This window comes from Qipengyuania profundimaris (genome assembly GCF_030717945.1).
Lineage (GTDB): Bacteria > Pseudomonadota > Alphaproteobacteria > Sphingomonadales > Sphingomonadaceae > Qipengyuania > Qipengyuania profundimaris.
Genome location: NZ_JAVAIM010000001.1, coordinates 2,646,950 through 2,668,765, shown reverse-complemented (window position 1 = coordinate 2,668,765; position 21,816 = coordinate 2,646,950). Strand labels below are relative to the sequence as shown.

The 21,816-nt window shown below is 64.3% G+C and carries 29 protein-coding genes; 18 read left to right on the top strand and 11 right to left on the bottom strand.

Going from position 1 to position 21,816, the window contains the following annotated elements; genetic code table 11:
- Nucleotides 1–28: 28 nt before the first annotated feature.
- The 3 genes from Q9K02_RS13185 to Q9K02_RS13175 are packed head-to-tail and all read left to right on the top strand — an operon-like array spanning nucleotide 29 to nucleotide 3,181.
- Nucleotides 29–1,213: an acyl-CoA dehydrogenase family protein gene (locus Q9K02_RS13185; protein WP_305933308.1), complete on the top strand. Its 1,185-nt coding sequence runs from the start codon at nucleotides 29–31 to the stop codon at nucleotides 1,211–1,213.
- A 4-nt stretch (nucleotides 1,214–1,217) separates the two neighbouring features.
- A complete protein-coding gene (locus Q9K02_RS13180; protein WP_305933307.1) occupies nucleotides 1,218–2,357 on the top strand; it encodes an acyl-CoA dehydrogenase family protein in 1,140 nt (379 codons plus the stop codon).
- A 17-nt stretch (nucleotides 2,358–2,374) separates the two neighbouring features.
- Nucleotides 2,375–3,181, top strand: a complete 807-nt coding sequence (locus Q9K02_RS13175) for an SDR family NAD(P)-dependent oxidoreductase (protein ID WP_305933306.1) — start codon at nucleotides 2,375–2,377, stop codon at nucleotides 3,179–3,181.
- Nucleotides 3,182–3,223: 42 nt separating this feature from the next.
- On the opposite strand, the gene Q9K02_RS13170 is transcribed toward Q9K02_RS13175, so the two are convergent.
- From Q9K02_RS13170 to Q9K02_RS13155, 4 genes are read right to left on the bottom strand one after another with little or no spacing between them, the layout of a single operon-like run.
- A complete protein-coding gene (locus Q9K02_RS13170) occupies nucleotides 3,224–3,997 on the bottom strand; it encodes a helix-turn-helix domain-containing protein (protein ID WP_305933305.1) in 774 nt (257 codons plus the stop codon).
- 2 nt (nucleotides 3,998–3,999) lie between these two features.
- Nucleotides 4,000–4,647, bottom strand: coding sequence for a guanylate kinase (gene gmk / locus Q9K02_RS13165; RefSeq protein ID WP_305933304.1), 648 nt, complete (start codon nucleotides 4,645–4,647; stop codon nucleotides 4,000–4,002).
- A gap of 54 nt (nucleotides 4,648–4,701) precedes the next feature.
- A complete protein-coding gene (locus Q9K02_RS13160) occupies nucleotides 4,702–5,139 on the bottom strand; it encodes a hypothetical protein (RefSeq protein WP_305933303.1) in 438 nt (145 codons plus the stop codon).
- Nucleotides 5,140–5,174: 35 nt separating this feature from the next.
- Nucleotides 5,175–5,678 carry an SspB family protein gene (locus Q9K02_RS13155; RefSeq protein WP_278329020.1) on the bottom strand — a complete coding sequence of 168 codons (504 nt, stop codon included), beginning with the start codon at nucleotides 5,676–5,678 and terminating at the stop codon, nucleotides 5,175–5,177.
- A 114-nt stretch (nucleotides 5,679–5,792) separates the two neighbouring features.
- On the opposite strand from Q9K02_RS13155, the gene hisB reads away from it, so the two are divergent.
- The 13 genes from hisB (at nucleotide 5,793) to pal (ending at nucleotide 14,023) form a co-directional block, all read left to right on the top strand.
- Nucleotides 5,793–6,386, top strand: coding sequence for an imidazoleglycerol-phosphate dehydratase HisB (gene hisB, locus Q9K02_RS13150; RefSeq protein ID WP_305933302.1), 594 nt, complete (start codon nucleotides 5,793–5,795; stop codon nucleotides 6,384–6,386).
- Nucleotides 6,379–7,005 carry an imidazole glycerol phosphate synthase subunit HisH gene (gene hisH, locus Q9K02_RS13145; RefSeq protein WP_305933301.1) on the top strand — a complete coding sequence of 209 codons (627 nt, stop codon included), beginning with the start codon at nucleotides 6,379–6,381 and terminating at the stop codon, nucleotides 7,003–7,005. Before hisB ends, hisH begins: the two co-directional genes overlap by 8 nt.
- Nucleotides 7,002–7,730 carry a 1-(5-phosphoribosyl)-5-[(5-phosphoribosylamino)methylideneamino]imidazole-4-carboxamide isomerase gene (gene hisA, locus Q9K02_RS13140; RefSeq protein WP_305933300.1) on the top strand — a complete coding sequence of 243 codons (729 nt, stop codon included), beginning with the start codon at nucleotides 7,002–7,004 and terminating at the stop codon, nucleotides 7,728–7,730. The genes hisH and hisA overlap by 4 nt, the downstream gene beginning before the upstream one ends.
- The gene (gene hisF / locus Q9K02_RS13135; RefSeq protein ID WP_305933299.1) at nucleotides 7,727–8,500 is read left to right on the top strand and encodes an imidazole glycerol phosphate synthase subunit HisF; all 774 of its coding nucleotides are present in this window, start codon (nucleotides 7,727–7,729) and stop codon (nucleotides 8,498–8,500) included. The genes hisA and hisF overlap by 4 nt, the downstream gene beginning before the upstream one ends.
- A 74-nt stretch (nucleotides 8,501–8,574) precedes the next feature.
- Nucleotides 8,575–8,742, top strand: coding sequence for a hypothetical protein (locus Q9K02_RS13130; protein ID WP_305933298.1), 168 nt, complete (start codon nucleotides 8,575–8,577; stop codon nucleotides 8,740–8,742).
- Nucleotides 8,743–8,787: 45 nt separating this feature from the next.
- On the top strand, nucleotides 8,788–9,102 hold the full coding sequence (locus Q9K02_RS13125; RefSeq protein ID WP_305933297.1) for a phosphoribosyl-ATP diphosphatase: 315 nt from the start codon (nucleotides 8,788–8,790) through the stop codon (nucleotides 9,100–9,102).
- Nucleotides 9,102–9,482: a histidine triad nucleotide-binding protein gene (locus Q9K02_RS13120; RefSeq protein ID WP_305933296.1), complete on the top strand. Its 381-nt coding sequence runs from the start codon at nucleotides 9,102–9,104 to the stop codon at nucleotides 9,480–9,482. The genes Q9K02_RS13125 and Q9K02_RS13120 overlap by 1 nt, the downstream gene beginning before the upstream one ends.
- Before the next feature lie 115 nt (nucleotides 9,483–9,597).
- On the top strand, nucleotides 9,598–10,050 hold the full coding sequence (locus tag Q9K02_RS13115; protein WP_305933295.1) for a YbgC/FadM family acyl-CoA thioesterase: 453 nt from the start codon (nucleotides 9,598–9,600) through the stop codon (nucleotides 10,048–10,050).
- Nucleotides 10,047–10,745, top strand: a complete 699-nt coding sequence (gene tolQ, locus Q9K02_RS13110; RefSeq protein WP_305933294.1) for a protein TolQ — start codon at nucleotides 10,047–10,049, stop codon at nucleotides 10,743–10,745. The genes Q9K02_RS13115 and tolQ overlap by 4 nt, the downstream gene beginning before the upstream one ends.
- Complete coding sequence (locus tag Q9K02_RS13105; RefSeq protein ID WP_305933293.1) at nucleotides 10,745–11,227, top strand: ExbD/TolR family protein; 483 nt, start codon at nucleotides 10,745–10,747, stop codon at nucleotides 11,225–11,227. Before tolQ ends, Q9K02_RS13105 begins: the two co-directional genes overlap by 1 nt.
- A gap of 9 nt (nucleotides 11,228–11,236) precedes the next feature.
- Nucleotides 11,237–12,049, top strand: coding sequence for an energy transducer TonB (locus tag Q9K02_RS13100; RefSeq protein ID WP_305933292.1), 813 nt, complete (start codon nucleotides 11,237–11,239; stop codon nucleotides 12,047–12,049).
- On the top strand, nucleotides 12,046–13,437 hold the full coding sequence (gene tolB / locus Q9K02_RS13095; RefSeq protein ID WP_305933291.1) for a Tol-Pal system beta propeller repeat protein TolB: 1,392 nt from the start codon (nucleotides 12,046–12,048) through the stop codon (nucleotides 13,435–13,437). The genes Q9K02_RS13100 and tolB overlap by 4 nt, the downstream gene beginning before the upstream one ends.
- A gap of 76 nt (nucleotides 13,438–13,513) precedes the next feature.
- The gene (pal, locus tag Q9K02_RS13090) at nucleotides 13,514–14,023 is read left to right on the top strand and encodes a peptidoglycan-associated lipoprotein Pal (protein WP_305933290.1); all 510 of its coding nucleotides are present in this window, start codon (nucleotides 13,514–13,516) and stop codon (nucleotides 14,021–14,023) included.
- A 72-nt stretch (nucleotides 14,024–14,095) separates the two neighbouring features.
- On the opposite strand, the gene Q9K02_RS13085 is transcribed toward pal, so the two are convergent.
- Nucleotides 14,096–14,248, bottom strand: coding sequence for a hypothetical protein (locus Q9K02_RS13085; RefSeq protein WP_305933289.1), 153 nt, complete (start codon nucleotides 14,246–14,248; stop codon nucleotides 14,096–14,098).
- A 157-nt stretch (nucleotides 14,249–14,405) separates the two neighbouring features.
- On the opposite strand from Q9K02_RS13085, the gene Q9K02_RS13080 reads away from it, so the two are divergent.
- The gene (locus Q9K02_RS13080; RefSeq protein ID WP_278329033.1) at nucleotides 14,406–14,939 is read left to right on the top strand and encodes a J domain-containing protein; all 534 of its coding nucleotides are present in this window, start codon (nucleotides 14,406–14,408) and stop codon (nucleotides 14,937–14,939) included.
- Here the strand turns inward: Q9K02_RS13080 and Q9K02_RS13075 are convergent.
- The 6 genes from Q9K02_RS13075 to pdeM all read right to left on the bottom strand — a co-directional run bounded on the left by Q9K02_RS13075 (nucleotide 14,936) and on the right by pdeM (nucleotide 20,903).
- Nucleotides 14,936–15,736: an ATP-grasp domain-containing protein gene (locus Q9K02_RS13075; RefSeq protein ID WP_305933288.1), complete on the bottom strand. Its 801-nt coding sequence runs from the start codon at nucleotides 15,734–15,736 to the stop codon at nucleotides 14,936–14,938. The genes Q9K02_RS13080 and Q9K02_RS13075 overlap by 4 nt on opposite strands.
- Before the next feature lie 83 nt (nucleotides 15,737–15,819).
- Nucleotides 15,820–17,133, bottom strand: coding sequence for a cystathionine gamma-synthase family protein (locus tag Q9K02_RS13070; protein ID WP_305933287.1), 1,314 nt, complete (start codon nucleotides 17,131–17,133; stop codon nucleotides 15,820–15,822).
- Nucleotides 17,134–17,434: 301 nt separating this feature from the next.
- Complete coding sequence (locus Q9K02_RS13065) at nucleotides 17,435–18,850, bottom strand: SLC13 family permease (RefSeq protein ID WP_305933286.1); 1,416 nt, start codon at nucleotides 18,848–18,850, stop codon at nucleotides 17,435–17,437.
- A 43-nt stretch (nucleotides 18,851–18,893) separates the two neighbouring features.
- Nucleotides 18,894–19,490, bottom strand: a complete 597-nt coding sequence (locus tag Q9K02_RS13060; protein ID WP_305933285.1) for a hypothetical protein — start codon at nucleotides 19,488–19,490, stop codon at nucleotides 18,894–18,896.
- A gap of 69 nt (nucleotides 19,491–19,559) precedes the next feature.
- Nucleotides 19,560–20,078: a translation initiation factor IF-3 gene (gene infC / locus Q9K02_RS13055; protein ID WP_278329037.1), complete on the bottom strand. Its 519-nt coding sequence runs from the start codon at nucleotides 20,076–20,078 to the stop codon at nucleotides 19,560–19,562.
- Nucleotides 20,079–20,189: 111 nt separating this feature from the next.
- Nucleotides 20,190–20,903, bottom strand: a complete 714-nt coding sequence (gene pdeM, locus Q9K02_RS13050) for a ligase-associated DNA damage response endonuclease PdeM (RefSeq protein ID WP_305933284.1) — start codon at nucleotides 20,901–20,903, stop codon at nucleotides 20,190–20,192.
- A gap of 45 nt (nucleotides 20,904–20,948) precedes the next feature.
- Between pdeM and hemF the strand changes: the two genes are divergently transcribed.
- The gene (gene hemF, locus Q9K02_RS13045; RefSeq protein ID WP_305933283.1) at nucleotides 20,949–21,806 is read left to right on the top strand and encodes an oxygen-dependent coproporphyrinogen oxidase; all 858 of its coding nucleotides are present in this window, start codon (nucleotides 20,949–20,951) and stop codon (nucleotides 21,804–21,806) included.
- The last annotated feature ends 10 nt before the right edge of the window (nucleotides 21,807–21,816 follow it).

Sequence of the window (21,816 nt, the reverse complement as noted above, 5' to 3'; positions counted from 1 at the left end):
ATGTTTCAGAACAGAGAGGATCATGGCCATGTCCGATAGCGATCTCGAAGCCTTCCGCGCCGAAACGCGCCAATGGCTGGAAGCCAATTGCCCACCCGAAATGCGCGAGCCAGTCCGCGACGAGGAAGACGTTTACTGGGGCGGGCGCAACGCCAGCTTCAAGAACGATGCGCAAAAGGTCTGGTTCGAGGCCTGCCGCGAAAAGGGCTACACCGTTCCCGAATGGCCGAAGGAATATGGCGGCGCCGGCCTCACCCCGGCGCAGGGCAAGGTGCTCCGCCAGGAAATGGCTGCGATCAATGCCCGCCCGCCGCTCTCGAGCTTCGGCATCTGGATGCTCGGCCCGGCGCTGCTGCACTTCGGCACCGAAGGACAGAAGCAGCGCTTCCTGAATGAGATCGCCAATGGCGAAATCCGCTGGTGCCAGGGCTATAGCGAGCCGGGCAGCGGCTCCGACCTCGTCTCCATGCAGACCTTCGGCGAGGACAAGGGCGATCACTGGGTCGTGAACGGCCAGAAGATCTGGACCTCCTACGCCGACGAAGCCGACTGGATTTTCTGCCTCGTCCGCACCGATAAGGAGAACAAGTACCAGGGCATCACCTTCATGCTTTTCGACATGGCCAGCGATGGTGTGTCGACCAAGCCGATCAAGCTGATCAGCGGCAACAGCCCGTTCTGCGAAACCTTCATGGACGATGTCACCGTGCCGAAGAGCTACGGCGAGGACATTCCCGGCTTTGTCGGCGAAATCAACCGCGGCTGGGACGTGGCGAAATACCTCCTCGGCCATGAGCGCGAGATGATCTCGGCGACCGGCGGCGGCGACCGGGCGACTTCGCTCGGCGCTGTCACCTCGCGCCAGGGCGCGCTCGACCCGGTGCTGCGCGCCGAGATCGCCATGTTCGACGTCGATGCGCTGGCCTACACCGCCATGAGCGAGAAGTTCATGGACGAACTTAAATCCGGCAAGGGCCATCCCGCACAGCCGAACATGATGAAATACGCCGGTACCGAGCTCAACAAGCGCCGTAACGAACTGGTCATGGCGGCCGGCGGCAGCCACGCGCTCGAATGGGAAAGCGAAGCGTCGAACGGCGGCAAGGCTGCGCGCGGATGGCTGCGGACCAAGGCCAATTCCATCGAAGGCGGTACGAGCGAAGTGATGCTCAACGTCATTTCCAAACGTATCCTCGACCTGCCGGGAGCCTGATCCGATGCCTCTGTACTACGACGACGACCAGGCGATGCTGGCCGAAACCGCCAGCCAGTTCATGGCCGAGGAAGGTTCGATCAAGAACCAGCTGCGCCACTGGCGCGACCGCGACTGCAAGGATGGTTTCGGCCATGGCCTGTGGAAGCAGTTCGCCGAAATGGGCTTCACCGGCATGCTGGTGGACGAGGACGACGGCGGCCTCGGCATGGGCCAGGTCGAAGCCGGAATCGTGCTGGAAGAGATCGGGCGCAATCTCACGCCGTCGCCCTTCCTGTCCTCTTCCGTGCTCGCCGCGACAGCGCTCAAGCACGGCAGCAACGATGTGAAGGGCCGCTGGCTGCCGGACCTCATTTCGGGCGACAAGGTCTATGCCGTGGCGATCGACGAAGGGCCCAAGCACCGTCCCGAGCGGATCGCGACCAAGGCGGAGAAATCCGGCAATGGCTTCCGCCTTTCGGGCAAGAAAGACTTCGTGGTTTATGGCGCGTCGAGCGAGATGATCGTGGTTGCCGCGCGCACTTCCGGCAGCGATGACGACAAGGATGGCATCACCCTGTTCGCCGTGCCGCAGGACGCAAGCGGGATGAGCCACGACAGCGTGCGGCTGGTCGACAGTTCGATGGCGAGCCATGTCAGCTTCGACAATGTCGAGCTCGACGGGGATGCCGTGATCGGCGAGGTCGACGGTGGCCGCGCGATCCTCGACGCCGTGCTGATGGCGGGCCGGGTCGGCTCGGCAGCCGAAGGCGTCGGTGTGGCGCGCGGGGCGATGGACATGACCGTCGACTATATCAAGCAGCGCAAGCAGTTCGGCCGGCTGATCGGCGAATTCCAGGCGCTGCAGCACCGTGCCGCGCATCTTTATTCCGAAGTCGAAATCGCTCGCGCCGTGACCGTCAAGGCCGCGCAGCTGGTCGATGGCGGCAGCGAGAAGGCCGAGCTGATGACCAGCGTCGCCAAGGCTAAGGTTGCCAAGGCTGCGGGCCTCGCGGTGCGCGAAGGTGTGCAGATGCATGGCGGCATCGGCATGACCGATGAATACGACATCGGCCTTTACATGAAACGCGACCGGGCGCTGCAGGAATTTCTCGGCGACCAGTACTATCACGCGGGCCGCGTTGCGGAACTGAGCGGCTATTAAGCCGGGGAGAGAGACATATGAACCTGCAAGACCTGTTCGGCCTAGAAGGCCGCGTCGCCCTCGTCACCGGCGGAAGCCGCGGCATCGGCAAGATGATCGTTGAAGGCCTGCTCGCTGCGGGCGCAGCGCGTGTCTACATCGTCGCCCGCAAGAAGGAGCAGGTCGACGAGACTAGCGCCGAACTTGGCGAGAAGGTCATCGGCTTGGTCGGCGACCTGTCGCAGATGGACGGCATCCAGCAGCTGGCGGACGATCTGGCCGCCCGCGAGGACAAGCTCGACATCCTCGTGAACAATGCCGGCGCCGCCTGGGGAGAACCGTTCGAGGAATTCAGCGAGGCCGGCTGGCACCGCACGATGGATTTGAACGTCAAGACGCCGTTCTTCCTGACGCAGAAGCTGATGCCGCTGCTGAAGAAGTCCGGTACGAAGGATCGCCCGGCCAAGGTGCTGATGATTGCCAGCATCGACGGCATGAAGACCAATCCCTGGCCAACCTATCCTTATCAGGCGTCGAAGGCAGGCCTCATCCACCTAACACGGCGCATGGCGGCGGAGCTGGTACAGCACAATATCGTCGTGAACGGTATCGGACCCGGCGCCTTTCCTAGCGCCATGAACCGCGCGGCGCGAGACAATGCGGATATGGTCGAGAAGGGTATTCCTTCGCGCCGCGTCGGAGTGACCGAGGATATGGCGGGCGGGGCGATCTATTTGCTCAGCCGCGCGGGCGACTATGTCGTCGGCACGACCATCGCGATCGATGGGGGCGTGGTAAACGCCAATGTCGGCGCGGGCAATTTCGTCGATCCGTCGGGGGACTGACCGGCAGGATCTGTCACCCGCGCCATACACCGGCGCGGGTGGTCACCGGATGAAATATCCGACGACGCCCCAGTCACTGCCGGATTTGGCGAGAACGACGGTTTCGACCGCACCTGCGGCTGATGCATAATCCGTGTCGAAGGTGACGATGCGATACTCGCCCTTCGGCGCGCCGGGGAGCGAGGCGGGTGCGTCAATGCCTTTGAGATTGCGGCTGACGACCTCACCGAGCGGCTGGCGTACCGGCGTGACCTGCTTGGCCCAGGCGTCGGCAGTCACCGCGGATTTGAACATCGATCCGGCCTGCGCCCAGCTTTCTTGATAATTGCCGGCATCGACGAGCTTGATCCAGTCGCGCGCGGCGGCTTCCGCCGGTGTGCCCTGCTGCAAGGATGCCTCCATCTCGTCTTCTCCGGCGTCGTGCGATCCGGATGAAGTGGCGAGCAGGACTGCGGCGACAATGGCTGTGAACATGAGTGTTCCTCCGATGATCCAAGCCACGCGGTTGCGGCGGCCCGGGGTTGCTGATGGCATCAGAGTATCGGTGGCGGTTGCAGCATCGGCCATCCCGATTTGCTCGGGTGCAGCATTTTGGGGGGCGCTTTGTGGGGGCTGCTCGTTCTGCTCCCCCAAGATTCTTGCGGCCTCCCGACTGCTGGCCACCCCGAGTTTCTTGCGGGCTTCGCGCAGATAGTCGTTGACCGTGTGGACCGACAAGTCGAGCTCGGCGGCGGCGGATTTGGCCGTGTGCCCCGCCAGCAGCAAACGCAGGACTTCGCGTTCGCGATCCGTCAGCGATGCGACCCCGCCCTCCATGGTCAGCTCATCAGTTCGCGGACGAAGGGGATCAGCCCGGTCTGCCGCTGACGCTTCATCCGCTCGGCATCGAGGATCTCGCGAACTTTGGCGAAGCAGGCCTGCGCGTCTTCGTTGATCACGACGTAGTCATAGGCGTCCCAGTGGCTGATCTCCGATCGGGCGCGTTCCATGCGCGCCTCGATTACCTCTTCTGCATCGGTCCCGCGGCTGCGCAGGCGGCGTTCGAGTTCGGCGATGCTGGGGGGCAGGATGAACACGCGGACCACGTCCTGCTGGTCCTTCTGGTAGAGCTGCTGCGTTCCCTGCCAGTCGATGTCGAACAGGAAATCCTGCCCGTCCTTCAGCGCATTGCGGATGCGGCCTTTGGGTGTGCCGTAGCGATGGCCGAAGACATGAGCCCATTCGTAGAAGTCGTCCTCCTCGACCATCCGGTCGAACTCGGCATCGTCGACGAAGTAGTAATGCACCCCGTCGATCTCGCCCGGTCGTGGCGGGCGGGTCGTCACACTGACCGACAGCTTGATCTCGTCTTCGGCCTCCAGCAGCATCCGGCTGATCGTCGTCTTGCCCGCGCCGCTCGGCGAAGAGAGGATGAACATCAGCCCGCGCCGTGCGAGTTTGTCTGTCGGAGTTTGGGATTCGGCCATGCGCGCTCTTGCGCCAAGCCGGCCGCCGAAATCAAGGGCGGCAGGGCACTACGCCTAGATCAAGCTATCGGGATCGGCCTGCTCGCGCAGCATTTTCTCGCCGGCTGCTTTCGATTTGCGGCGCGAACGGCCCCTGTCGAACAGCACCTTGAGCGCAAGGCCGGTCCCTACCGCTAGGGCGCCGGGTACGGATTTCGTCGCGACCTTGGTGACGCCGTAGGCCGCCAGAGCGTTGAGGGTCGAGCGATTTTCGACGATCTGCTTAGCGTAGCCCTTGCCGTAGCGCCGCCCGAGCAGGGCCTTCTCCACTGTCATGCGGGACAGCCGCCCGACACTGCGAAGGAGGATGTCGTGAATGATGAGATTGGTCGACGGGTCCGGGCTCGGCCCCGGCATTTCGTCCGGGCCGATAGTCTTGTCGGTCGCCTTCTCGATCGCCGCGCCAGCGCGATCGGTCAGATGGTTCGGTTTCTTCTTGCTGCTCAAGCCCATGCCATGCCCCGTTCTGCCGGGGCTTCGCGCCGCGGCTATTTCTTGCGGCCGAAATCGACCGTGACGACGTTGGATCCGTCTTCTGCACCCTCAACGGCTGCATCCTCGCCCTGTTCCGATCCGTCATTTTCGGGATGCTCGGTCGGGGCAGGAGCCATGTCGGCCACGGTCGCCTGGAACTGGAGCCCGAAGTCGACCGCCGGATCGACGAATTGCGTGATCGCGGCGAAGGGGATGTCGAGCGCGGCGGGCACCTGGTTGAAGCTCAGCCCGACCGAAAAGCCGTCTTCGCGGACGTTCAGGTCCCAGAACTTGTTCTGCAGCACGATCGTCATCTCGTCCGGGAACCGCTCGCGCAGGCTGTCGGGGATGCTCACGCCGGGGGCGTGCGTCTTGAATGTGATGTAGAAGTGATGCGCGCCCGGCAGTTCGCTGCCGGTCTGCTCGATTTCGCCGAGCACGCGGCCTACCACTGCGCGCAGGGCCTCCTGCACGATGGAATCGTAAGGGATCAGGCTGTCGGGCGTCTCGTCGCTCATGCGCGCCTAGGTGTAACCGCGAGGCGCGCGGGTCAAGCGCTTTAAGCGCGGCTTTACTACGCCGTAAGGTGCTATTTCTTGCCTATCGCCCCGTGCGGCTCTAGCGCGGGCGCCATGCGAACAGGCCGTATCGAGCGCAACACTGCGGAAACGAAAATTCTCGTCGAGGTCGATCTCGACGGGACCGGATCATACGACGTAACCACCGGCATCGGCTTTCTCGATCACATGGTCGAGCAATTCGCCAAGCATTCCCTGATCGACGTCACGTTGAAAGTCGACGGCGACCTCCATGTCGACCAGCACCACACCACCGAGGACAGTGCGCTCGCGCTCGGCCAGGCTTTGGCGCAGGCGCTTGGCGACAAGGGTGGGATCGCGCGGTATGGCAGCGCCTATTCGCCGATGGACGAGACGCTGGCGCGCGTCGCACTCGATATATCCGGCAGGCCCTATTTCGTGTGGAAGGCGGGCTTCAGCCAGGAAAAGCTGGGCGAATGGGACACCGAGCTGATCGAGCATTGGTTCCACTCGGTCGCTCAGACCTGCGGCCTGACGCTGCACATCGAGCTGCTCTACGGCACTAACAATCACCACATTTGCGAAAGCATCTACAAGGGCTTCGCCCGAGCGATGCGGATCGCTTGCGAAATCGATCCGCGCAAAGGCGGCGCGATCCCCTCGACGAAGGGCCAGCTCGGTGGGTGAGATAATCGCGCTTGTCGATTACGGCGCGGGCAACCTCCACTCAGTCGAAAACGCGCTCCGCAAGGTCGGAGCGAAGGTGAAAGTCACCGACGATCCCGATGTCATCCGCGCGGCCGACCGGATCGTTCTTCCCGGTGTCGGCTCGTTCAAGGCGTGCGCCGAAGGCCTGCGCGCTGTCGACGGGGCGATCGAGGCGATGCACGAACGGGTCTTCGTGGGCGGCGCGCCGTTCCTCGGTATTTGCGTGGGCATGCAATTGCTCGCCACGCAGGGTCTGGAGCATGGCATCACGCCCGGGCTCGACTGGATCGAGGGCGAGGTGCGGCTGATCGAGCCAACCGATGAAAGCGTGAAGGTACCGCACATGGGCTGGAACGATGTTGCGCTGACGCCGCACGCGAAAATGCACGATGTGGTATATGAGGGAGAGGCCTATTTCCTCCACTCCTTCCACTTCCATGCGGATAGCGGGAAGGACGTGCTCGCCATGACCGATCACGGAGGCGGTCTGGTCGCTGCGGTCGGCCGCGACAATCTGCTTGGCGTGCAGTTCCATCCGGAGAAGAGCCAGCATTATGGCCTTGCGACCCTGACCCGTTTTCTGGAGTGGAAACCGTGATTATATTTCCTGCCATCGATCTCAAAGGCGGCCAGGTGGTGCGTCTCGCAGAGGGCGATATGGATCGCGCGACGGTTTATGGCGACGATCCGGCCAAGCAGGCGACGCTGTTTGCGGAGGCCGGGGCCGAGTATCTCCACGTGGTCGATCTCGACGGTTCCTTCGCCGGATCGGCGCAGAACCGCGAGGCGGTCGAGAGCATCGTTGCGGCCTTCGCGGGGCGCGTGCAATTGGGCGGTGGCATCCGCAGCCAAGAGGACGTCGAGGGCTGGCTCGATGCAGGCGTGTCGCGAATCGTGATGGGTTCGGCGGCGCTGAAGGATCCGGAGTTCGTGAAAGAGATGGCCCGCGCACATCCGCAGGCCATCGTCGTTGCGGTCGATGCGAAGGACGGCATGGTCGCGACCGAGGGCTGGGCTGAGGTGTCGGACGTGCCGGTGGTCGATCTCGCCCGCCGGTTCGAGGATGCGGGTGTGGCCGCGCTGCTGTTCACCGATATCGGGCGCGACGGGCTGCTGAAGGGCGTAAATGTCGAGGCAACAGTCGGGCTTGCTCAACAGGTCGACATCCCCGTCATCGCCAGCGGCGGCGTCGCAGGGATCGAAGACATCGAGGCGCTGAAGCCGCATGCCGCCGATGGGATCGAGGGCGTGATCACCGGACGTGCGCTCTATGACGGGAGGCTCGATCTTGCCGAAGCGCTTAAGGCGGCGAAGCAATCGTGACCGTCCGTATCCGCGTCATCCCCTGCCTCGACGTGGCCGATGGGCGCGTGGTGAAGGGCGTCAATTTCGTCGATCTCAAGGATGCGGGCGACCCGGTCGAGCAGGCGCAGGCCTACGACCGCGCGGGCGCCGACGAGCTGTGTTTTCTCGACATTTCCGCCAGCCACGAGGGGCGCGGAACGCTGCTCGACATGGTGCGGCGTACGGCGGCGGTGTGCTTCATGCCGCTGACTGTCGGTGGCGGGGTGCGCAGCGTGGAAGATGCGCGTGCACTCTTACTGGCCGGCGCGGACAAGGTCGCGATCAATTCGGCAGCCGTTTCGCGACCCGAGCTGGTGCGCGAGATCGCCGAGAAATTCGGCAGCCAGTGCGTTGTCGCCAGCGTCGATGCGCGGGCTCGAACCGAGGGCGAAGGCTTTCGCGGCTGGGAAATCTTCACTCACGGAGGCCGCAAGCCGACCGGGATCGACGCCATCGAGCATGCCGAGCGACTGGCGGAGTTGGGCGCGGGAGAGTTGCTTGTCACCTCGATGGACGGTGACGGGACCAAGGCGGGCTACGATCTCGAACTGACCCGCGCGATCGCGGACAGTGTCTCGATCCCTGTCATCGCCAGCGGCGGCGTCGGCACGCTCGACCATCTCGTCGAAGGCGTGACCAAGGGGCACGCAAGCGCCGTCCTTGCCGCATCGATCTTCCATTTCGGCGAGCACACGGTGGCCGAGGCCCATGCGGCCCTGCGCGAGGCTAGATTGCCTGCCCGCGGATAAAGTGCGCGTCCCCATGAGGGACAAGCGCCACGCAAGTCCTGCGCCCGTCACACCGCTCTGGCATAGGGCGACTCATGTCCAGCCAGTTCATATCGCTGGCCGCGCAGTTCGCGGATCTCTCCGGCCCGGCTGGCATCGCCGCGCGCCTGCAAGAGCCCAGCGCTTTGATGATCGTGGCGGTCGCACTGGGCGGCATTGTTGTGGGTCGCTTCCTGATCGGTCGCAGCGACGGCGGACAATAGCCTGGCCCGATTGCCTCGCGCCGCGCCGCCGTGCATAGCAGGCCGATGGACACGCTCACCCGCCTCGAAACCACCATCGCGAACCGCCGGGATGCCGATCCCGACACCAGCTATGTCGCGCAGCTCAGCCACCGCGGCGTGCCGGTCATGGCGCGCAAGCTGGGCGAGGAGGCCGTCGAGGCCTGCGTCGCCGCGCTCAGCGGCAGCCGCGAAGAGCTGGTCGGCGAGGCGGCGGATGTGCTCTTTCACCTGATGGTGCTTCTTAGCGCAAAGGATGTGTCGCTGGCCGAAGTGCTGGCCGAACTCGACCGACGCGAGGGGACCAGCGGTATCGACGAGAAGAATTCGAGGAGCGCCTAATGCCGATCGACCCGACAAAGCCTTATGACGACGACAACATCTTCGCGAAGATCCTGCGCGGGGAAATTCCCTCGAACAAAGTCTATGAGGACGAATGGGCCTTCGCCTTCGAGGACATCAATCCGCAGGCCGAGGTGCACACGCTGGTCATACCGAAGGGCCGCTACGTCAGTTGGGACGACTTCAGTACGAAAGCGAGCGCCGAGGAAATCGCGGGCTTCGTGCGCGCCGTGGGTAAGGTCGCTCGCGACAAGGGTCTGGTCGAGCCCGGCTACCGCATGATGGCCAATATCGGCGCGCATGGCGGCCAGGAAGTGCCGCATCTGCATGTGCACCTTTTTGGTGGTGAGCCATTGGGGCCGATGATTGCACGAAGATAGGCTCCCTGCTTTCGAACATTTTCACCGCCTCCATGCCTCGTTTCATCGCCGTTAATGTTCAGGAGTCGAATGCCGTCTTTGCAGCGAATTTCCGCTGCGCTAGAGCGCCGTCCGAATGGTTCTACCCAATCCCCCCGACGGCGTGATCGATGGCAGCTGCCACCTCTATGCGGTGCGCGTCTATTACGAAGACACGGATCTGTCGGGCATCACCTATCACGCGAACTATCTGCGCTGGTTCGAACGGGCGCGCAGCGATCTGCTGCGTCGGCTCGAGATCGACCAGCGCGCGGCGATCGAGGACGGGACGGGCGCCTACGCCGTATCCGAACTCTCGCTGAAATATCTTAGCCCCGCGAAGCTGGATGATGATGTGACGATCGTTACCACCTGCACGCAGATGCGCGCAGCGTCCTGCCGCATGCACCAGCGGGCGTTTCGCGGGGACGATTTGCTGGCCGAGGCACATTTGCGCGTCGGTTTCGTTTCACCCGGGGGCCGGCCAGTGCGCCAGCCCGAAGAATGGCGCGCGGCCTTTGCGCGCTTCGGTATCCAAGAGGGCGAATGACCACACTTTCCATGCTTGCAGCCGCTGCCCCGACGCGGCTCGATCCGATCGAACTGTTCCTCGATGCGGACATCGTCGTCCAGCTGGTGATGGCAGGGCTTTTGCTGGCCAGCATCTGGGTCTGGATGATCATCGTCAGCTTCAGCCTGCGCATGGCGCGCACCCGCAAACGCATGATCGCCTATGAAAGCGAGTTCTGGCAGGCGGACAATTTCGATCGGTTCATGTCCGAACGCGGCAACAAGGACATCCCGGCCGCTCGCGTCGCGCAGGCGGCCGTCAGCGAATGGCGCAAATCCACCAAGGGCGAGGTGCGCGACAAGGAAGCGCTGCGCGGCCGCATCGGTATCGCGATGGACAGCCAGATCGCGCTGGAGGCCGACGACATCGCCGAGCGCCTGAACTTCCTCGCCACGGTCGGCTCGGTTGCGCCCTTCGTGGGCCTGTTCGGCACCGTTTGGGGCATCATGAACAGCTTCTTCCAGATCGGCGCGCAGGAAAGCAGCTCGCTCGCCGTGGTCGCGCCGGGGATCTCGGAAGCGTTGTTCGCGACCGCGATCGGCCTGTTCGCCGCCATTCCCGCGGTGATTGCCTATAACCGCTTCAGCCATCGCGTGGATCGCTACGAAGCGCGGCTGCAGCGCTTTGCCGACAAGCTCTCCGCGACATTCAGCCGCCAGCTGGAGCAGCGCTGATGGCGATGGGTCTTGCCTCCGGCGGAGCAAGGCGCGGCGGCAGGCGAGGGCGCGGCGGTCGTCGCCCGATGTCCGAAATCAATGTCACGCCCTTTGTCGACGTCATGCTGGTGCTGCTGATCATCTTCATGGTGACTGCGCCGCTGCTGACCGCTGGTGTGCCGATCAACTTGCCCGACAGCCGCGCCGATTCGCTGCCGCAGGAAGCGCAGCAGGTAACGATCAGCATCGACGAGGGCGGCTATGTCTATATCGACGATGCGCAGGTCGCGGTCGGCGGCTTGCCGCAGGCGCTCGAGAATATTCCGCGCACGGACGACGGCCCCGACATCACCCTGCGCGCCGATCGCGGACTGGATTACGGGCGCGTCATGGCGGTGATGGGCGAGCTCAATCGCGCCGGGCTCAACCGCATTGCTTTGGTGACGAACGGTGGCCAGGTCTCTGCGCCGGTCAACAACGGTTCATCGACGGAGGAATAGCCGGTGAGCATGGGAGACACCGCCTTTCGCAGCGAGGAGAAGACCGGGCTACTGGTCGCACTCATCCTGCATCTGGCGCTGTTTGCTGGCCTGTTCGTGCAAGGCTTGCTCCCGGCCCCGACTTTCGAGCCGGTCGAGCGCATGACGGTGAGCCTCGCCGAGGAAGTCGGGCTGGAAGCTACCGCGCCCGATCCGGTCCCGGAAAGCCGCGCCGCAGTCGCGCCGACATTGTCGGACAGTCCTGCCCCGCCGGTTGTCGAGCCGGTCGCTCCGCCCGTCCCGCGTCAGGTCACGCCGCCGGTCCCGCGCGTTCAATCGCCCGTCCCGGCGCCGCGCACGCAGCCGCGCGAGGCCCCGCGCCGGGAGCCGCAGCGCACGCAAACGCAGCCGCGCAGCAGCGAACGCAGCGGCGGCTCGCGCCTCGGCGACAGCTTCCTCGACGGCGCAGGCGCCAGTACCACGACCAGCGAGACCCGCGTTCCTGCGTCGCAGATCGGGGCCAGCGCGAAGGCTTCGATCGTGCAGGCAATTGCCCGGCAGGTGCGCCCGCACTGGCAGGGCAAGGCGCCGTCCGGTGCCGACGCCGAACTGCTCGTCTCCGTTCTCGCCTTCGATCTCAATCCCGACGGCTCGCTGGCGGGTCGCCCGCGCGTCGTCTCACAGGATGGCGTGACCCCGGCCAATGAAGCCCAGAAGGGCCGCCACGCCGAAGTCGCCATCCGCGCCGTCCAACTTGCCGCGCCCTTCGATCTCCCGCCCGAATATTACAACGCGTGGAAGTCCATCCGCGGCGCCCGCTTCGACAGGAATTTGTCCCGATGAAAAAGCTCTTCATTTTTGCCACCGCTCTCGTCGCCGCCCCGCTTGCGGCGCAGAACGAGGATCTCGGCCAGCCCATCCAGGAAGGCGGCGAGGTCGAAACCGTCATGGAGGCGGAGGATGGCGAAGGGCTGACCTTCACCATCACCGACGAAACCGCGCTGGAAGACCTGGGCATCGCCATTCCCGGTTTCGCGACCGATGCCGATGTCGCCACCCCGGCCAACCAGAACGGCACGGCTGCGCTGGGCAAGGAACTTGCCCGCGTCATCACCGCCGACCTGCGAAACAACGGCCTGTTCAAGCCGACCGGTCCCGACGCGCTGCCCCAGCCGAGTTTTCCCGAGATAAACGCGCCAAACTGGCCGACCTGGTCCAATCGCGGCGCGGAGATGCTGGTGCATGGCTATGTCCGCGCGCGCAGCGACAACCGGCTGACGGTTGGCTGCTACCTCTACGACATGGCGCTGCAGCAGCAACTGGTCCGCGAGGGCTGGATCGTTGAACCGGCTGACTGGCGGCGCGCGGCGCACAAATGCGCCGACCTCGTCTATTCGCGACTGACCGGTGAGAGCCCGTTCTTCGACAGCCGCATTGCCTATATCGCCGAAACGGGGCCTAAGGATAATCGCACCAAGCGGCTGGCGATTATGGACAGCGACGGAGCAAACCATCGCTTCATCACCACCGGTCGCTCGACCGCGCTGACGCCGCGCTATTCGCCCGATTACAAGAAGCTGTCCTACCTCAGCTATGTCGACGGCAATCCGCGGATTTATGTCTACGACATCGGCACCGGCCGTCAGACGCTGGTGACGCAGAGCGACAATCCGACCTTCGCGCCGCGCTGGAGCCCTGATGGGCGCTACATCCTCTATTCGATGGCGGTGAACGGCAATACGGACATCTATCGCGTGCCGAGTACGGGCGGTACGCCGCAGCGACTCACGGATGCACCCGGCATCGACATCGGCGGGTCTTACTCGCCCGATGGCAGCCGCATCGTCTTCGAAAGCGACCGGTCCGGTGGGCAGCAGTGCTACGTCATGAATTCCGACGGATCGAACCCGCGCCGCATCAGCTTCTTCGGCGGGCGCTGCGCGACGCCGGAATGGAGCCCGCGCGGCGACCAGATCGCCTTCACCAATTCGAGCAGCTTCAATGTCGGTGTCATGACGCCATCGGGTGGCAGCGTGCGCACCCTGACCCGCGGCTGGCAGGACGAAGCCCCGACATGGGCGCCCAACGGTCGCATCATCCAATTCTTCCGCACCGAGCGGAACAGCGGCAAGGCCGGACTGTGGCAGGTCGATCTGACCGGCGAGAACGAGCGCCGCCTGCCGACGCCGGTGGACGGGTCGGACCCCGCTTGGGGACCGATCCTGCCGTAAGATCATTGAGAGTCTTGTAGGACGAACTCGGGGGGCAAACCGACTTCACCACGCTGTTTGAAAAGGGGACAGCACTATGAATACCCGTGTTGCAACAGGATTGATGCTCGCTTCGACCATCGCTTTGGCGGCCTGCCAGAAGAAGGCGCCGGAAGAACTGCCGCCGCCGCCGACGCAGACCGCGACGCCTACGCCAACCGCGCCGACCGGCCCGACCGTGGGGACGCAGCAGCACTTCACCGATGCCGTGGGTGTGGCAAATACGGTCGTCTATTTCGATACCGATCGGTACAACATCGATTCCGAGGATTCGGCGAAGCTGCAGGTGCAGGGCCAGTATTTCAGCCAGTATCCGCAACTCAACTTCACCGTCGAAGGCCATGCCGACGAACGCGGCACGCGGGAATACAACCTCGCGCTGGGTGAGCGGCGCGCCAACGCGGCGAAGAACTATCTCGTCTCGATCGGCATCCCGGCCAATCGTATTCGCACGGTCAGCTACGGCAAGGAACGCCCGGTTGCGCTGGGTTCGAACGAATCCGCCTGGGCGCAGAACCGCCGCGCCGCGACCGTCGTCATCAACTGACCTCTGAAATAGGAAGGGCTCCCGTCACGGACGGGAGCCCTTCACGCGGTCGCGACACTCGGGAGGGACAGGTCAGCGACCGATCGAAAGTCCGATCAGCGGGGGATTGCCGGAAAGAGTTTCGGCAGGCGCATCGACATTCAGTCCGCCTGTCGCAAGCGCGATCACGAACACCGCCATCAGGGCGGTGCTGATCCGGGCCGACAGGGTCAGTTGCTTGCTCATGCTCTCTTCTCTCGGGGGCGTCTGTTGCAGGCGAGGGTTAACAAACCCTACCGCAACGCAACATTTCATATTGCAACCCGTTCCCACATCCTTGCCTCTATCGCGAGGACGCTTAGATTGACTGCCATGCGATCTCGACAAACGACATTCGGCCGCAATGCCTAAGGCGCGGCGATCAAATGACTGGGGCTTCCCCAGATGGCGCGGCTACGGCTCCTCGCGCGAGGCGACGAATGTGCGGATTTGCGACCGGCATGGTTGCGACGAGCCGGGCGACTGCCCCGCGCCCAAGGCGCCGAACAGCCCGGAACGCTGGATGTTCTGCCAGCGTCATGCAGCCGAATACAACCAGAAGTGGGATTATTTCGAAGGCCTCGACAAGGCTGAGAAAGAACAGCGCGCCAAGGCAGAGCGTAGCGAAAATGCCGGCTATGCCGAGGCTCAGCACTATGGCTGGGGCGGCAGCGGCGACGGCTCGCGCAGCGCGGACGAAATGCGTGCGCTCGACATCCTCGAACTGGAGGCCGACGCCGATTTCGCCACGATCAAGAAAGCGTGGCGCGAAAAGGCCAAGACCGTACATCCCGACGTGAAGCCCGGCGATGCCGAAGCGGCAGCCGAGTTCCAGAAGCTGCAGGTGGCTTACGAAGTTCTGAAGGTTGCGGAAGAGCGCCGCGAGTGGAAGGGCTAACCAAGCCGCTTGCGCACGGCGCTGGCCAGTTGCTTGCCTAAACCCGGACCCTGCTCGGGATAGAAGTAGGGCTCGATCATTTCCGCTTCCATCAATGCCAGCTCACCTGACGGCAGGCGGGCCATGTCGATCCGGCAGTAGAGCGGCGCGGGGAAGGGCAGCACTTCGACAACCGCCTGCGCCGTGGCCAGATCTTCCGCGCTGGGCGTGTAGTCCGTTTCGTATCCGCCATAGAGCGACTGGATGCGATATTCTCCCTCTGCGGCGCGTTTGAGCACGCCGTGACTGAACGCGCCGTCGATGAAGAGGAAGGTGTATTCGCCCTCTTCGGTCACGCTCGACAGGAAGGGCTGGATCATGCACCGATGGCCCATTCGCCAATCGGGATCGGGCATCGCATCGGCCGAGAAGCGGTATTGGCCTAGGCCGCCCGCCCCGATGCGGCGCTTGACGACCACCGACGGCGTATCGAACATATCCATCGCCGCGCCGACGTCGCTTGCATCCGCATCCATGAAATAGGCGGTCGGCACGGTGGTCGCACCGGCCTCGTCCATCTCGCGCAGATAGCCCTTGTCCGCGTTCCACCGCACGATCTCGGGCGGATTGCAAACGGCAATGCCGCGCGCTTGCAGAGCCTCCAGCCGGGCGAGGAATTCCTTCGGATGGTCCTGGTAATCCCATGCCGTACCCAGCAGGACCAGCGCGAGCCCGTCGAACGCCTCGAGTGGTGCGCGCCAGTCGATCTCGGCCAGTTCCAGCCCCGCCGCTGCAAACGCCGGGCGCAGGGCGGCCACCTCCAGATCGTGCTCGAACGCGTCTCCCCGGCGAGGGCCATCGCCGGGGAGGGTATCCGCACAAGCGAGGAAGCCGATCCGTTTCAGACCGCCTCCAGCGCCTGTTCGAAGTCGGCGATCAGATCGTCGGCATCCTCGATCCCGATGCTGATGCGCACGAGATTATCCGAAATGCCGAGCTCGGCGCGGCGGCCTTCGGCAACCGAGAGGTGCGTCATCGATGCGGGGTGGCTGGCGAGCGTTTCCGTGCCGCCGAGGCTCACCGCCAGTTTGGCGATCTTGAGCGCGTCGAGGAAGCGGAAGCATTCCGCCTCGCCGCCCTTGAGCAGCAGCGAGAAGGTCGAGCCTGCACCGAGGCAATGGCGGTCGTAGATGTCCTGCTGCCGCGCATCCTTGATCATGCCGAGATAGCCCAGGCCTTCGACCTTCGGGTGCTTGCTGAGGAAGTCGCACACCTTGGCGGCGTTCTCGCCCGCGCGTTGCATGCGCAGTTCCACGGTTTCGAGGCTGCGGCACAGCATCCATGCCGTATTCGGATCGCAGATGCCGCCCATCGTGTTGCGGAGCATGCGGATCGCATCGATAAAGCGCTTCTTGCCCGAAACGCTGCCCGCGACGAGGTCCGAATGGCCGCCGACATACTTCGTCAGCGAGTAGACCACGAGGTCCGCTCCATGGTCGAGCGGGCGCTGCCACAGCGGGCCGAGGAAGGTGTTGTCGATCGCGATCGAGCACTTGTCCGGATCGAAATGCGCATCGCGCGCTTCCTTGACTGCTTCGATATCGACCAGCGCATTGGTCGGGTTGCCGGGGCTTTCGAGGTAGATCATCGGCACTTCGCCGCCCTGCTCCTCGGCCTTGGCCTTCGCCTTGGTCATCACTTCGTCGAGCTGTTCGCGGCTGGCGCCGGCGGGGAAGTCGATGAAGGTGACACCGAATTTCGCCATGGTCTTGGCGATGAAGCCTTCGGATGCCGCATAGAGCGGGCCGGAGTGCACGATCACGTCGCCCGCCTTGCAGGCCGCCAGCAGCAGCACGGCGATCGCGGTCATCCCGCTCGAGAAGGAGAGCGCCTCTTCCGCCCCGTCCCACACCGCAAGGCGATCCTCGAGGATTTCCTGGTTGGGCGCGTTGAAGCGCGAATAGACGAGGCCGTCTGCGCCACCCGGGCGCTTGCCGGTGATGCCTTCGAAATGGCGCTTGCCGTCGGCCGCGCTGGGAAAGGCGAAGGTGCTGGTGAGGAAGATCGGGGCCTTCAGGCTGCCTTCCGACAGGGTCGGGTCGTAGCCGTGGCCCATCATCAGCGTGCTCGGCTTCAGCGCGCGGCCGTTGATCTTGGTGACTTCCGCCTTGGGGTTCTTGCGCGGGGTGGTGGGGTCGATGTCGTTGTCGCTCATGGGGAGGAGCATCCTTCCTGCAAACATGCCCCCAGGAAGGCGGGGGCCGGTGGGGCAGTCGGGGCGCCCGTTCCTAACCTCCGCAGGAACGCATCTCCGCCAACTGCCGCTCGCGCCGTCTCCCTTATGTTGGACCGATGTTGGTTTCAACTGCGACGAGTCCAGTCACATGGACCGCATGGACCACAGTCCAGGGACGAGAAACTTCGCAGCCATTTTCGTCAGGCTCAACGGCGAGCCAGGTTGGATTCTCGGAGCATATCATCCCGGCGGCATAGCTCCGGCTTCCTGAGTAGGAAAATCAGCCAGCAACCAGCGCGTTCATGCCCCATACCACCGCGACGATCATCACGATGCCGAACAGGTCGAGCAGGATGCCCGCCTTCACCATGCTCTCGATCCGGATGCGGCCGGTCGCCCAGGCGATGGCATTTGGGCCGGTCCCCGCCGGGAGCATGAAGCCCCAGCTCGCGGCGAGGGCGGCGGGCATGGCGAGAAGGATCGGATCGACACCGAGCGCCACGACCAGCGCCGCAACGACCGGGATAATGCCCGAGGCGGTCGCGACATTGCTGGCGAACTCGGTGATCAGCACGACCATGGCGACGACCGCTATGGCAACCAATATGAGCGGCCATGCCTCAAGAGGAAGCAGCGCCTCGCCCAGCCAGTCGGCCAGCCCGCTGGCGGCCATGCCCGCAGCGAGCGCGAGGCCGCCCCCGAACATCATGATGACGCCCCACGGCGCGCGGTCGGCCTCTTCCCACACCAGCAGCGGACGTCCGGTGCCGTCCGGCAGCAGGAACAGCGTCAGCCCCATCAGGATGGCGATCGTCCCGTCGGTCAGCGAGCCTTCGGGAAGATAGGGCGCGATCCACATCTGCCCCATCCACAGCAGGAAGGTGACCGCGACCACCGGGACGAGGCGCTTCTCCGCGCTGGACCATGCGGCATGGGTGTCGATCGCGGTGCGGGCGGCGCGCGCATCGAAGGGATGGTCGCGCACTTTCTGCACGCGGGCGACGAGGAACGCCGCCAGCGGCACGCCGATGATCACCACGGGCAGGCCGTAGACCATCCATTGCGCGAAGGTGATCCGCGTTCCGGTCAGCGTGTCGAGCAGCCCGACGGCAATGGCATTGGTCGGCGAACCCACCAGCGTGCCGAGACCGCCGATGCTGGCCGCGAAAGCAATACCCATGGGGAGCGCGCCGGACAGGCCCTCGGTGTCGCGCTCCGCCAGTCCGCCACCCGCCAGCACGGCGACCGCCATCGGCATCATGATGAGCGCGGTCGAGGTATTGGAGATCAGCATCGACAGGATCGCCGCCGTGCCCATGAAAGCGAGCAACACGCCGGTCTGCCCCCCGCGCCCGCCGACGAGGCGGAGCAATGCCAGCGCCAGCCGCTTATGCAGGCCGGTGCGCTCGATCGCGAGGGCGATGAAGGCCCCGCCGAGAATCAGGAAAAGGATAGGAGAGTAGTATGCGCTGGCCGTTTCGCGCGCGGTCATAACCCCGGCGAAGGGCAAAACGAGGAAGGGCATCAGCGCGGTGGCCGTCAGCGGCAGCGCCTCGGTCATCCACCATGCCGCCATCAGCACGACCAGGCCCGCAACGATGAAAGCTTCACGGCTCATCCCGGCGGGCGGGGGCAGGACGATGCTCGCCACGAGTGCCAGAGCACCGCCAACCAGTCCGATATGTTTTGCGGCCATTGTTCCCCCTCCCGCGCTTGCTAGCAAGGGGAGGGGTCGGGTTCTAGTGCGTCGCGTCGAGCGTCAGTTCGTAAATGCTCCAATGACGCTGGGCCACGGTCGCGCCGGGCACGTCGTTGGACCGGCGAAGGACGATCGGCCCTTCGTAGCGGATTGGACGGCCCTGTTCATCGTTCGCCGTGATGGTCAAATCGGTGGAATAATAGGACGATCCGGCCGCGCCTTCCATGCTGCCATTGGGTACGGCAACGGTGATTGGGTCGAGATCTTCGAACATGCTCGTCCACTGCGCTTTCGGCCAGCGTGCCTTGCTGGCATCGTCAAGCATGGCCCATGCCTGATCCCATTCCTTCAGTTCGATGGCTCTTGCAAAGGCAAGCAGGACATTGCGCGCACCGGCTTCGGTCTTTTCCGCCTCGGGCGTCAACGGGGCAGGATCGAGCTTGGGAAATCCGTCGTTCGGCTCGTCGGCCGAGCCCTCAGCCGGCGGCGGGGGCGCCGGCATTCGCTGTTCCGGCATATCGGATGCAGGCTGGTCGAGATCGACCGAAGTCACCTCGTGATCGGATTCACTCTCCGCGTTGCAGGCGAAAAGCGACAGGACGAGAATTGCGACGGGCGCGATGTTCTTCCGGTTCATATGACGAAAAACCGGAGAACGCCCTGTGGCGTTCCCCGGTTCAACCTGTCTAGCATCGGCTCGGCGCGCTTATTTCGGCGCGAGCACCATCACCATCTGGCGACCTTCGAGGCGCGGGAAGCTTTCGACCTTGGCGAGTTCTTCCATGTCGTCGCGCACGCGGTTGAGCAGGTCCATGCCGAGCTGTTGGTGCGCCATTTCGCGCCCGCGGAAGCGCAGGGTGCATTTCACCTTGTCGCCGTTCTCGATGAACTTGTTTACGTTGCGCATCTTCACGTCGTAATCGTGATCGTCGATGTTCGGGCGCATCTTGACCTCTTTGATGTCCTGGGTCTTCTGCGTCTTCCGCGCGAGGTTCGCCTTCTTCTGCGCCTCGTAGCGATATTTGCCGACATCGAGGAACTTGCACACCGGCGGGTCCGCATTGGGGGACACTTCCACGAGGTTGAGGCCCAGTTCGTTGGCCTGCTCCGTCGCTTCGCGGGTGTACATCACCCCCAGGTTCTCGCCTTCGTGATCAATCACGCGGACCTTGGGGACATTGATCATGTTATCGTAGCGCGGGCCGCTTTTCACGGGCATTTGCATGCTGCGCCGGGGTGGACGTGCTATGTGGTATTCTCCTGATTCTGCCGTTTGTCTGGCCGCGATATAGGGAGAAATGCGCGCTTTCGCCAGTGCGAAAACCCGGGGCCGGAACTAAGCCGCCTGCCAGAGGGGAAATCGCGCCAGCTTGCCTTTCGCCGGAACCACCGCATCGATCCGGTCGGCGGGTTGCAGCGCCTTGAGGATCGCGGGGTCGGCGGCGCTCATGCCGCCGGTATAGGCACCGAAGGCGGGCAGGATCATGCGGCCCGAAGGCCTGCCGTTCGCCCCTTCGTTCGCGCTGACCACCGCGCAGGGGCGGCGGATCATGCGCTGGCGGATCTTGAGTTGCAGGCGCGGGTGGTAGTGGCCGGACAGTTCGGGGCGCGTCTCGCCTTGTCTCGCGCGGTGGCGCAGGATGACGCCGCCGAGTTCGATCTCCTCGACCAGCGTGCCGCCGCAGCGGGCCGCCATATGCGGATCGTGCCCCTCATCGTGGTTCCCGGTGATCCAGACCCAGTCGACCGCCTTGGTCAGCGCCTCCAGCATGCCGCAGGCGTGATCTTCCAGCCGGGTGGAGCCGTCCGAATCATGGAAATTGTCGCCCAGCGTGATGACGCGGCGCGCGCCGGTTTCGCGAATGGCCAGCGCGACCCGCTCCAGCGTCTCGCGGCTGTCGTAGGGCGGGATCATCTGCCCGTGCCGCGCGAAGAAACTGCCTTTCTCAAGGTGCAGGTCCGCCACCAGCAGCGCGTTTTCACGCGGCCAGTAGAGTGCGCGGCCCTCTGTCAGGAGCCATTCCTCGCCTGCGAACGAAAGGGGAACCATGCACCGCTATTGCCGGAGGCCGTGGGCGATGGCAAGAGCCTTCGCATGACCGACTGGACCGAGCAGACCGACCAAGCCCGCAACTGGTTCGAAAGCCTTCGCGATCATATCTGCGCCGAATTTGAGGCGATCGAGCGCGAAGCCGGGTCGGAGGCGGAATTCACCTATACGCCGTGGGACCGCGAGGAAGCCGGCAACGACGATCCCGGCGGCGGCGTGCAGGGCCTGATGAAAGGCAAGGTGTTCGAGAAGGTCGGCGTCAACGTCTCCACCGTGCGCGGCAGTTTCTCGCCAGAATTCGCTGGCCAGGTTAACGGCGCGAGTGCCGAGCAGCCCGGTTTCACCGCCACCGGCATCAGTCTCGTCGCGCATATGGCGAACCCGCACGTGCCCGCCGTCCACATGAATACGCGCTTCCTAACCACACAGGCCGCCTGGTTCGGGGGCGGGGCCGATCTCAACCCGCCGCTGCCTTACGAGGAGGACACGGCCGATTTCCACGCGCACTTCCGCGCCGCCTGTGCGGGGCACAACCCGACCTATTACGACCGCTTCAAGAAGTGGGCGGACGACTATTTCTTCATCCCCCACCGCGGCGTGCATCGCGGCGTGGGCGGGATCTTCTACGACCACCTCGAGTGCGAAGACGATGCGGCGTTCGAGCGCAACTTCGCCTTCACGAAAGACGTAGGGGAGGCATTCCTCGACATTTACCCGAAGCTGGTGCGCCGCCGGATGGACAGCGACTTCACCGAGGCGGAGAAGCTGCAGCAGCTGCAGTGGCGGGGGCGCTATGCCGAGTTCAATCTCGTCTACGACCGCGGCACGCTGTTCGGCCTCAAGACCGGCGGCAATATCGATGCCATATTGATGAGCCTGCCGCCCGAGGCGGTGTGGAGCTAGACTGTCTGAC